General features: G+C 66.7%; 14 protein-coding genes. 11 read left to right on the top strand and 3 right to left on the bottom strand.

Annotated elements, in window-relative coordinates:
• Positions 1-721, top strand: a 721-nt coding sequence (locus PHI64_RS22710; protein ID WP_299888431.1) for a hypothetical protein, incomplete at its 5' end; no start/stop codon positions are given.
• Complete coding sequence (locus PHI64_RS22715; RefSeq protein ID WP_299888434.1) at positions 708-3,752, top strand: tape measure protein; 3,045 nt, start codon at positions 708-710, stop codon at positions 3,750-3,752. The genes PHI64_RS22710 and PHI64_RS22715, both read left to right, overlap by 14 nt.
• A 130-nt stretch (positions 3,753-3,882) precedes the next feature.
• On the opposite strand, the gene PHI64_RS22720 is transcribed toward PHI64_RS22715, so the two are convergent.
• Positions 3,883-4,170 carry a BrnA antitoxin family protein gene (locus PHI64_RS22720; RefSeq protein ID WP_299888437.1) on the bottom strand — a complete coding sequence of 96 codons (288 nt, stop codon included), beginning with the start codon at positions 4,168-4,170 and terminating at the stop codon, positions 3,883-3,885.
• Positions 4,157-4,423, bottom strand: coding sequence for a BrnT family toxin (locus tag PHI64_RS22725; protein ID WP_299888440.1), 267 nt, complete (start codon positions 4,421-4,423; stop codon positions 4,157-4,159). The genes PHI64_RS22720 and PHI64_RS22725 overlap by 14 nt, the downstream gene beginning before the upstream one ends.
• A 326-nt stretch (positions 4,424-4,749) precedes the next feature.
• Here PHI64_RS22725 and PHI64_RS22730 point away from each other — a divergent pair, with 326 nt between their 5' ends.
• The 9 genes from PHI64_RS22730 (at position 4,750) to PHI64_RS22770 (ending at position 9,096) form a co-directional block, all read left to right on the top strand.
• Positions 4,750-4,902, top strand: a complete 153-nt coding sequence (locus tag PHI64_RS22730; RefSeq protein WP_299888442.1) for a hypothetical protein — start codon at positions 4,750-4,752, stop codon at positions 4,900-4,902.
• Entirely contained in the window at positions 4,899-5,258 is a 360-nt protein-coding gene (locus tag PHI64_RS22735; RefSeq protein ID WP_299888446.1) for a hypothetical protein, read from the top strand. Before PHI64_RS22730 ends, PHI64_RS22735 begins: the two co-directional genes overlap by 4 nt.
• 2 nt (positions 5,259-5,260) lie before the next feature.
• Positions 5,261-5,767, top strand: a complete 507-nt coding sequence (locus tag PHI64_RS22740; protein ID WP_299888449.1) for a hypothetical protein — start codon at positions 5,261-5,263, stop codon at positions 5,765-5,767.
• Entirely contained in the window at positions 5,764-6,039 is a 276-nt protein-coding gene (locus PHI64_RS22745) for a hypothetical protein (RefSeq protein ID WP_299888452.1), read from the top strand. The genes PHI64_RS22740 and PHI64_RS22745 overlap by 4 nt, the downstream gene beginning before the upstream one ends.
• Positions 6,036-6,314, top strand: coding sequence for a hypothetical protein (locus PHI64_RS22750; protein WP_299888455.1), 279 nt, complete (start codon positions 6,036-6,038; stop codon positions 6,312-6,314). The genes PHI64_RS22745 and PHI64_RS22750 overlap by 4 nt, the downstream gene beginning before the upstream one ends.
• Before the next feature lie 172 nt (positions 6,315-6,486).
• Positions 6,487-6,810 (top strand): hypothetical protein, encoded by a 324-nt coding sequence (locus PHI64_RS22755; RefSeq protein WP_299888458.1) that lies wholly within the window; start codon positions 6,487-6,489, stop codon positions 6,808-6,810.
• Entirely contained in the window at positions 6,810-7,106 is a 297-nt protein-coding gene (locus tag PHI64_RS22760) for an AlpA family transcriptional regulator (protein WP_299888466.1), read from the top strand. The genes PHI64_RS22755 and PHI64_RS22760 overlap by 1 nt, the downstream gene beginning before the upstream one ends.
• Positions 7,103-7,513: a hypothetical protein gene (locus PHI64_RS22765; RefSeq protein WP_299888460.1), complete on the top strand. Its 411-nt coding sequence runs from the start codon at positions 7,103-7,105 to the stop codon at positions 7,511-7,513. The genes PHI64_RS22760 and PHI64_RS22765 overlap by 4 nt, the downstream gene beginning before the upstream one ends.
• Positions 7,510-9,096 (top strand): YfjI family protein, encoded by a 1,587-nt coding sequence (locus PHI64_RS22770; protein ID WP_299888463.1) that lies wholly within the window; start codon positions 7,510-7,512, stop codon positions 9,094-9,096. The genes PHI64_RS22765 and PHI64_RS22770 overlap by 4 nt, the downstream gene beginning before the upstream one ends.
• Before the next feature lie 115 nt (positions 9,097-9,211).
• On the opposite strand, the gene PHI64_RS23690 is transcribed toward PHI64_RS22770, so the two are convergent.
• Positions 9,212-9,317, bottom strand: a 106-nt coding sequence (locus PHI64_RS23690) for an IS4 family transposase (protein ID WP_363323771.1), incomplete at its 5' end; no start/stop codon positions are given.

The raw sequence follows: 9,317 nt of genomic DNA on the forward strand, positions 1-9,317 counted from the left end.
ACTCCTGCGCGCCCTCCGGCAACGCTGCAACGGGCGGCAGGGGCTGTTTCGGTTTCTTCCTTGGCATAACTCTTCCTTTCGGGACTTACGTTATGCCTCAAACACAAAAATTCTGACAGGCTCCCTTCTCGACGATGGCGCCGCTATCCTGAACCCGCCCGAGATTGCCCCCCATGGGCTACCCCGCGGAAGTTTCAAGGCGCACTTCGAGACGCACGGCCTTGAGCGACTGGCGTCGAGTCACCCTTACCGGGTGGCGATGGGCGGCTTCATCAAGGGCGCCGCGTCGTATGTGATGCCGCTTGCTGAGCGCTCTATCAGCGAGCTGGGGCTTGAACTGTGCTCGGACACCAAGCGCCCCTTCGTGATGGCAGTGGGCGTCATGATTGCCACCAACGCCAGCGAGTTAGCCCGGGCTGTCGTTGTGCCGCTTCGGCGGAGCCTGGGGGCTTCGTGGGGCGATCTTGCGGACGATGGTGACACCCGCCAAAGCCCGCCGGAAAGCGCCCCCAGCGGCCCGCAGTGCGCCCGGGTCAAGGCCTATCTTGAGGCGCTTGGTGTTGAGATGTTGGCGTCGAATCACCCTTACCGGGTGGCGATGGGGAGCTTTATCAAGACCGCCGCGGACGTTTTTGCTCAGGGCATCGCTGAACAGCTCCGGGCCGAGCTTGGCGACGAATGGGAACAACGAGTGGAGGAACACGTAAATGGCTGCAACTGATGCTTTTTCATCCGTCGCGATCGAAGCCCAAGTCTCTGGCGTCGATAAGGTCAATGCCCTGACGAACGCCATCGAGGAGGGCAGCAAGAAGTCGGGCCAATGGGCCACCGAGGAAGAGCGGCTTGCCTCGACCGTCGAACAGGGGAAGGCCCGCCAGAAGGCGGCAACACAGGATCTGGTCGACGTGCAGCGCCGCGGCGCCGATGAGACCGAAGCCGCCACCAGGCGGGCCGCCGCCGGCATCGATGAAATCGGGCGGGCATCGGACGGCGCCCGGGGCAAGTCGGTCGAATCCAGCGACGCGATAACCCGCGGGGTGCGCTCGATCTCGGATGAGATCGTCACCCTGAAGTCGGTTTATCTCGGGCTCATGGCCATACAGGGGGCTGCCTCTTCGCTGGCCGGCCTCGCCGCCACCACGGACGCCTATTCCAACCTGATCGCCAAGGTAAAGCTTGCCGTTGGCGAGGGGCAGGCCTTCGAAGAGGCCTTTGCCGGAATTCAGGATGTCGCCTTGCGGACGAATGTTTCGCTTGAGGCAACGGGCGAGCTGTTCGGCAAGCTCTTCCAGACGGGCAAGGTAAGCCAGTCCGAAGCCCTGCAGCTTGCCGAGGCGGTCAATCAGGCCGTGCAGCTCTCGGGCGCTTCTGCCGCGGCGTCAGAGGCTGCCGTCAGTCAACTGATTCAAGGCCTGCAAGGCGGGGTCCTGCGAGGCGACGAATTCAACAGCGTGATGGAACAGGCGCCGCGCCTGGCCAAGGCCCTGGCGGATGGCTTGGGCGTCACCACGGGCGAGCTGCGCAAGATGGCGGAAGCGGGCCAGCTGTCGAGCGCGACCGTCATCAATGCCCTGCAGGGGCAGGCGCGGGCGCTCGATGCCGAGTTCTCGAAGCTTCCGCCTACCATCGGCCGGGCGATCACCGAGTTGCAGAACAAATGGCAGCTCTGGATCGGGCAGCTCGACCAGTCGAGCGGCACAAGCGCAAGCGTGGCCGCCGGCATCGAGGCCATTGCGAACAACCTGGACACCCTGGCGGCCGGGCTTATCAATGCGGGGCAGGCCTGGCTCGGGTGGAAGGCCTACGGGATTGCCGCCGACCTCCTGGGGCTCAAGACAGCCGTTGCGGCAGCCTCTGCAGCCGCGGCGGCCGACACTGCGGTAACGGCCGCCAACACCACGGCAAAGGCCTTGAACACGGCCGCGGTGAATGCCAACGCGGCGGCCCGCTCTTCGGTCTCCGCCTACATGCTGACGGGCACCACGGCGACCACGTCGAACACCACCGCCACCAAGGACAACACCGCTACCCAGATCAAAAACAACGAGGCCAAGGCGGCGGCCGCTACTGCGGCCGATGCCGCAGCGGCCTCCGCCTCACGGCTGGCCGGGGCGCTGTCCCTGATGAAAGGGCTTAGCCTGGCCTTCCTGGTCACCAACCTGAAGGACATCGGCGAGTGGACGGGCGAAGCCGCCGCCAAGGCCATGGGCTACGGCAAGATGATCGAAGAGAACGAACGGCAGATGCGGGCCGCGGAGAAGGCGACAAAGGCCATGGCCGCGGCCGATGCCGAGCTTGCCCAAAAGAAGCAGCTCGCCGCCGATGCCGCCCTTGGCCTCTCGGAGCGCTCGAAGAAGCTGGTCGGTGACTTCGGCGAGCTGACCGACAAGGGCGAAACCACGGCCGCCGCCCTGGAGAAGATCGGCAAGGATCTCGACCTCTCCAACGTCAAGGGCATTGCCGAAGCCGGCGCCGCCCTGGATGCCCTGGCACAGCGAGGCAAAATCAGCGCCGACCAGGTGCAAGACGCTTGGGAAGGCGCCCTGAAGAACGTCGACCTGCAAGCCTTCGAAGTGAACGCCCGGGCCGCCTTCGACAACAGCGAGCAAGGCGCCCGGCGCCTCGCTGCAGCCCTCGAAGCCCAGCTTGGCGAGGCCCTGCGCCGGACGGGCAAGGACTGGGGCACCCTGGCCGGCGGCATCAACGACGATGCGCAGAAGGCAATCAACAACTTCGACGTGTTGGCGGACCGTGTGGATGATGTGCGGGCCAAGGGGCTGGATGCTGGCATCGCGCTGGCCGCCAGTCTCGACCAGGCAGCCAGCGCCGCCACCACGGAAAAGGCCGTTCAAGCCGTCATTGATCGGTGGACGGCCTTGGGGAATCAAGGCCTTGTCACGGGCGATCGTCTCAAGGAAGGCCTGGCCAAGGCCAATCAGCAGCTTGACGACCTGAAGCCGGGTATCAACTCGCTCGAAGAGGCTTACAAGCGCCTGGGGATCACCTCTCAAGAGTCGCTCAAGAAAACCGCGGACGCGGCCGGCGAGGCCTTCGAATACATCAAGCGCAACGGCGGGGCGATCGAAGACCAGCGCGCCGCCTGGGCGAAGTATGCGGAAGCCGCCAAGGCTGCGAACGGCGGCATTCTTCCCGACGTTCTCAAGCTGCAGGAGGAGATGTACAAGGTAGGCGAGGCAGGAGCCAAGGCCGCGGCGAAGGTTGAAAGCGCATGGGATGCCGCCACCGATTCGGCGAACGAGTTCGCCAGCGCCGCGAAGACCGCCAGCGAGGCAAAGGCGTCAAACAGCGGATGGGCGACGGACACCAACGGCGGCATCCTGTCCGCGGCGGTGATGTCTCAAGACACCTACGCGCAGCAGCTCAAGAGCCTTGGCGTTGACGAAGGGATGGCCCGCGCCTACGCGGAATCGACTGTCGACACCTACGGAAAACTGCAGAACCTCAACGGGCGCTCGCTTGCCGAGGTGATGAAGGCACAGGTGGACGAAGCGAAGCGCACGGCAGACGCCGCGGCCGCCCGGGAGAAGCTGAACAGCTCTCGAGCCTCTGGCACCTCTGCCAGTTCGAACGCCTCAAGCGGGCAGACGGCCGGTTACGGGAACATCGTGCGGCACGAGTACGTGGTGAAGGTCCCCACCAGCTCGGGCACCAGCAGCATCAAGGTTGCCGACGATTCATCGGCTCAAGAGCTGGTCCGGGTGCTTCAACAGCAGCTCGCCGCACAAGCGTAGGGCTGCCCCTCGCCCTGGGGTCTGGATCTGGCCAGATCCTGGGGCCGCTCGTGCTCTGCCTGGTCGTGATCCTGCAGCGATCGGCTGGCCTCTGCCGGCGCCGCGTGGTGGGCGCCCTGGCCCTCGCCGACTACCCCGGCGTATGCGTCTTCAGCCAATCCTTCAGGGCGCTGTCGACGCGGGTTTGCCACCCCTCGCCGCTGGCCCGGAAGCTCTCGACCACGTCACGGGACAGGCGGATGGTGATTCGCTCCTTCGTCACGGCCGCCAAGCGCCGGCCGCGGCGGGCCTTGGGCTTGGCTTCCGCCCACTCCGCATCGGTCAGGGGCGCGGCGTCCGGGTCGGCCTGGGCTGCGGCGGTGATGGCTGCGTCTTCTTCCGGGGTGGGAATGAGGGTTCCCGGCTTAAGTTTCGGCATAACGTTGAACCTCTCTACTGTTGGCCTTGCGCAGGCTGATGATTCGGCGGGTGTCGGCGCGGTCCACAAACACCACGCAGAACAGGCGTAGGCCGATATAGCCGATGCCACCCATGCGGGGTTCGCCGTAGTCCTTGCGTTCGTCTGGCCACGTCAGGGCAGTGTCCCATTCAAGCCCGGCCGCCATGCCCAGCGAAACGCCATGCTTGCTGATGTTGGCCGCGTCCTTGGCCGGGTCGAAGGTGATCTTCATCACCCCTATTTTGTGTGTATAAAATTCTTCGTGCAAAGAATTTTTGTACATACGCTTGACGCTGCAGCTTGAAGAGGCGGATACTCCAAGCGTCCCCGAAACAAAGGGGGCCGGGTTTGGCGACCCGATCAACCAAGGCGGACAATAGCCGCTCCGCGGCTTTTTTTGCGTCCGTCACACCTGTGGTGCGCCTGTTCAATGGCGGGCCGGGTGGGGAGCCCTCACGGGCTGCCGGTCCCTTGGTTCCGGTTCGCCAACCCCGCTTCGGCCCGCCCCCCGTTTGGCGACGGGGGCGGATTGAGTCCGCAACCAAGGAGCACCACACCATGGCAACCCATGCCCCGGCGTGCACACGTCTGCACACGCCCCGCCGCACCCTCAAGGTGTTCCCGTCCCTCGCTCTCTATCGCGCCCTTCGCCCCTTCACCGGCCCCGTGCTGGCCTGGCGTGTGGCCTTCGCTTGGAGGGCTGCAGCATGAAACCGACCGTTTATCGTGTGCTCCACTATCCCGCGTTGGTCGTGGGCACCGCGCCTACGCTGCAGGGCTTCCGGCAGCGCTTCCCGTCGCGCGCCATGTTCAAGGCGTTTGTCGAGAAGATGCGCCGCGATGGCTTTGCCCCGCTTCAGATTGCTGGCGAGCCCGGCGCTTTTGGCGGGGTGATGCGCCTGCCCGACAACACCTTCGCCGCATATCTCTCTTTCACCGAATGGATGCGAGACACGAAACAGGAGGCGGCTGATCTGGAAGCTAAATTGACCGGGCCGGGCTGCCAGCTTGAGGGCCGGTACATGCTCATGATCGAGTGTGACGCTTCGGAAATTGGGAGGGCTTGAGCATGCGCCCCATGATGAATTGCGCCGCGGCCCCTGCCGCGGTCTCCCGGGTGATCGCTGGCCAGCTGATGGGCGATCACGCCGCCCTGCGGCCTGCGCCGTCTGAGGCGGGCTTTATCCCGGTGGTGGTCATTCAGCGTTGGCGTTCCCTGTCTGCGGTGGCGACCACGTTCGCCTTCCTGCGTTCGAACAAGGCCCTTCGGGCTGCCCTCGCTGCCGGGCAATCGATTCTGCTGCCCGAGATGCCGCCCGCTGCCCGCAATGCCGGCCTCTTCGCCCTGTTGGTGCCTAGCCGCGGCCGTCATTGCGCCTGGCTGCTTGCCTGCCGCGCCTGGCAGTGCGATACCGAAGCCGAAGCGGTGCAGAAGGCGGGCGCCCTGTCTGGCCCGGGCTGCCACCTCGAAGGCCATGAAATGCAGGTCTTCCCGCTCTCCACGTTCGCCGATCTTCCGTCTGTGGCGTGTGCCGGTGGCAGCTCGCCGGCCACCAGCTGGGGGGCCGCAGCATGAAAACCCCGCTCACCTTCCAAGCGGCCGGCCCTGTGTTTGGCTTCGTTCCTGGTGTGGAGGCTGGCGACATCGCCTCCCACCTCGCCGCCCGTCAAGCCCAGCTTGAGGCCCTACTGTTGATGACTTATGGCGAAACCGGCGATGGCTTCCGCACCATGTCTGATGACATGCAAGAGGCCTACATGTGGGCGTGCAGCATGATGGCCCGGGAGATCCGGGATTTGACGGATGCCCTCGAAGAGCACCGAGCGGCGGAAAGGGGGCGGTCATGACCTCTCGCTCCATTGCCACCCATGACGAAGTCGTGAAGCTGAATCCCATCATTGGGTTTTCTGCCAAGGACACGCTCCACAATGCCGCCTGTGTGGCGGCCTTCCTGAGCCGCCTTCAGCTGGATCAAGCGGACTGGAAGGATTCGTCGAAGAGCGGCCCCGATCCGCTCAGCTCCGACGAAGCCCGCGGGCTGGGCTTCCTGACTGAAGCCCTTGCCGCGGCCCTGTGGTTCGAGGTGGAAGGCCGCGAAGCGGCTGAAGGGGGGCAATCGTGACCGCCCGCCCGCTTCGCCCCTTTGGTGCGCCGGCACCGCGTAGCACTGCCGGCTTGGTTCGCCTCTCTGCCTTCCTGCTGGCTCCCGCCCCCGCTGCGCCCACCAGCATTGCCCCGCCGCCAAAAGCATCGATGCCGCGGCCCGTGCCTGCCCACCTGAAGAGGGCCGCATCATGACCGCCCCCACCTTCACCCCTGGCCCCTGGCGTCGTGTCGGCCATCGCACCATTGCCGCCGGCACCGGCCTGGATGCTGTGACCGTCTGCGAAGTCTTCTCGGGCGGTGTGGGCCTTGACCAGGCAGACGCCAACGAAGCCTTGATCGAAGCCGCGCCCGAGCTGCACAGCGCCGCGGCGGAGGTGTTCGCCTGGATCGACTGCGGCTTTCTCACGGTGGGCGTGCTGGCCGATGACAGCCCGGCCCGCGTGGCTGCCTGTGGCAGGGCGATCGATGCGCTTGCCGCGGCTCTGCTCAAGTCTTCCAAGGGGGGCTCATGATGGCCACCTCGAAGAAAGGCTTCGTCGCCCCGATCTTCCTTGACCTTCAGACTCTGGCGGATGTGTTGGCGCTTTCGGTGTCGACGGCTCAAGACCTGGTCCGAAAGGGGCAGTTTCCGCAGCCCCGGCAGCTGTCCGGCCGGCGTGTTGGATGGCTGCTCAGGGAGGTGCAGGAATGGGCAGAAGCCCGCCCGGTATCGATGCTGCCCCCGCCCCCGAATACGGGAGCAAAGAAGCCCCGGGCAGGCAAGAGCCCGGCCCCCATGGCTGACCAATGCGAGGGGAACGCACCATGACCGCCCCGCACTCCGACCCCGCCCCGGTCTTCTGGCGGTGCTCACCAGGCCGGCGCCTGCCGGCCTATGCCCGCGACCTGGCAGACGCCCGCGCCCGTGATCTGGTGCCCGCGCTCCGCCAAGTCGTGGTGTATCTCGACCGCTGGCCGGTGGCCCCTGTTACCGGCCTGGGGCTGGCGATCTGCTGCCCGCCGGACACCGACCCGGCCCGCCTCGATTGGCGTTACCTGGCGGCCCTGTCGGTGCTGGTGGTGACGCCCCCGGCCCCCGATGCCGGGCGCCTGCGGGCGCTGCTTGCCGAGCTGGTGGCGGTGCGCCCCTTGCGGCTGGTGCTGCTGCGCCCCGGGGGCGCCCCCGCGGCGGAGTTCATCGTCAGTGCAGCCCACGGGCAGGAGGTGCAGCCATGAAGGCCCCACCCTTCGAGCCCGCCAGCCCGGCCGAACGCGCCGCCCTGGCCCCCGCCATCGGCGACCCTCGCACCTGGCCGGCGGCATCGTGGCCCGACCCGCAGCCGCTGCCCGAGGGCCTCGCCCCGGTGGCCCCCTTCGATCACGCCATGCTGCCCGACCGCCTGCGGCCCTGGGTGCAGGACGTTTCCGAGCGGATGCAGTGCCCGCCCGACTTCGTTGCGGTGCCCATGGTGGCCGCGCTGGGCAACCTGATCGGCCGGCGCTGTGCGATCCGCCCCCAAGCCTTCAGCGACTGGCAGGAGCTGCCCAACCTGTGGGGCTGCATCGTCGGGCGCCCGGGCATGATGAAGAGCCCCGCCATGATGGCGGCCCTTGCCCCGGTGGTCCGCCTCGAGGCCAGGGCGCTGGAAGAATGGACCGCCGCACAAGGCCAGTGGCGGGCAGAAAGCGAGATTGCCAAGGCCCGCGCCGAAGCCCGCAAGGGTGAGGCGACCAAGGCGCTACGCAAGAACCCGGACGCCCTTGTCGACGTGGCCAGCTTCCTGACCCCCGAGGCCGACGAAGCGCCGATCTTGCGCCGCTACACCGTAGCCTCTGCCACCGTCGAAGCCCTGGCGGAAAAGCTGATCGAAAACCCCCGCGGCTTGCTGGTGGTGCGGGATGAACTGCCCGGCTGGCTCGCCGGCCTCGACCGCGAAGACGCGGCGGAGCTGCGCGCCTTCCTGATGACCGGATGGAACGGCAAAGACGGCTGGACGTTCGACCGCATCGGCCGCGGGCATCGGCGGGTTCCGGCGGTGTGCCTGGGGGTGGTGGGCGGTGCCCAGCCCGGCCCCCTGGGGGAATACCTGCGGGCCGCCATGCGCGGCGGGGCTTCCGATGATGGGATGCTCGCCCGCTTCGGCCTCTTGGTGTGGCCCGAGGCCGGCGGCAAATGGAAGAACATTGACCGCATCCCGGACGGCCCCGCCAAGCAAGCCGCCTTCACGGTGTTCGATGAACTCGACGCCCTCGACGCCCTGGCCCGTGGGGCGACACAGGAAAGCGAGGACGCCCCGCCCTTCCTGCGCTTCGACCCGGAAGCCCTCGAAGCCTTCACGGACTGGCGGTGCAGCTTCGAGGCGGGGTTACGGTCGGGCGATCTGTTCCCGGCCCTGGAATCCCACCTTGCCAAGTATCGCAAGCTGGTCCCGGCCCTCGCCTTGGTCTTCCACCTGGCGGATGGGCACGGCGGCCCGGTGGGCTTCCCTTCGACGCTCCGGGCGCTGCATTGGGCGGTGTATCTCGAAAGCCATGCCCGGCGCTGCTATGGCGTGGCACAGGCAGGCGAGGCAGACACCGCCCGGCGGATTCTGGAGCGGATTGCAAAAGGGGATCTGCCGCGGGAGGGCTTCGGGACGCGGGACGTCTGGCGGCCGGGGTGGTCGGGGCTGGCCGATCAAAAGCAGGTGGCGGCCGGGCTTGATCTGCTGGCGGAGCTGGGGCACCTCGAAGCCTGGCAGGAGCCGACACGCACCAAGCCGCGAACGCTCTACATCGTGAATCCGAAGTCTGCACCTCCCGCCGGGGCGAGGCACTGAGTGGGAAGGTTTTTCCCCGCATGCACCAGGGAGCGCACTGTCAAAACTGTCTTTTCTCAATTTGGCAGTTTTGGCAGTGACCCCGCGGGGGTGTATGCATCCCATTACACACATCTCACGCCTCCCCGAACTGCCGTGCATAGCGGGCGCCTTCTACAAAGACGGCGATCTCCTGGAGACCCAGCCAGATGGTTTTGGCGCCTGGCTCGCCGTCGTGTCGG

Source organism: Zoogloea sp. (assembly GCF_028689785.1).
Taxonomy (GTDB): Bacteria; Pseudomonadota; Gammaproteobacteria; order Burkholderiales; family Rhodocyclaceae; genus Zoogloea.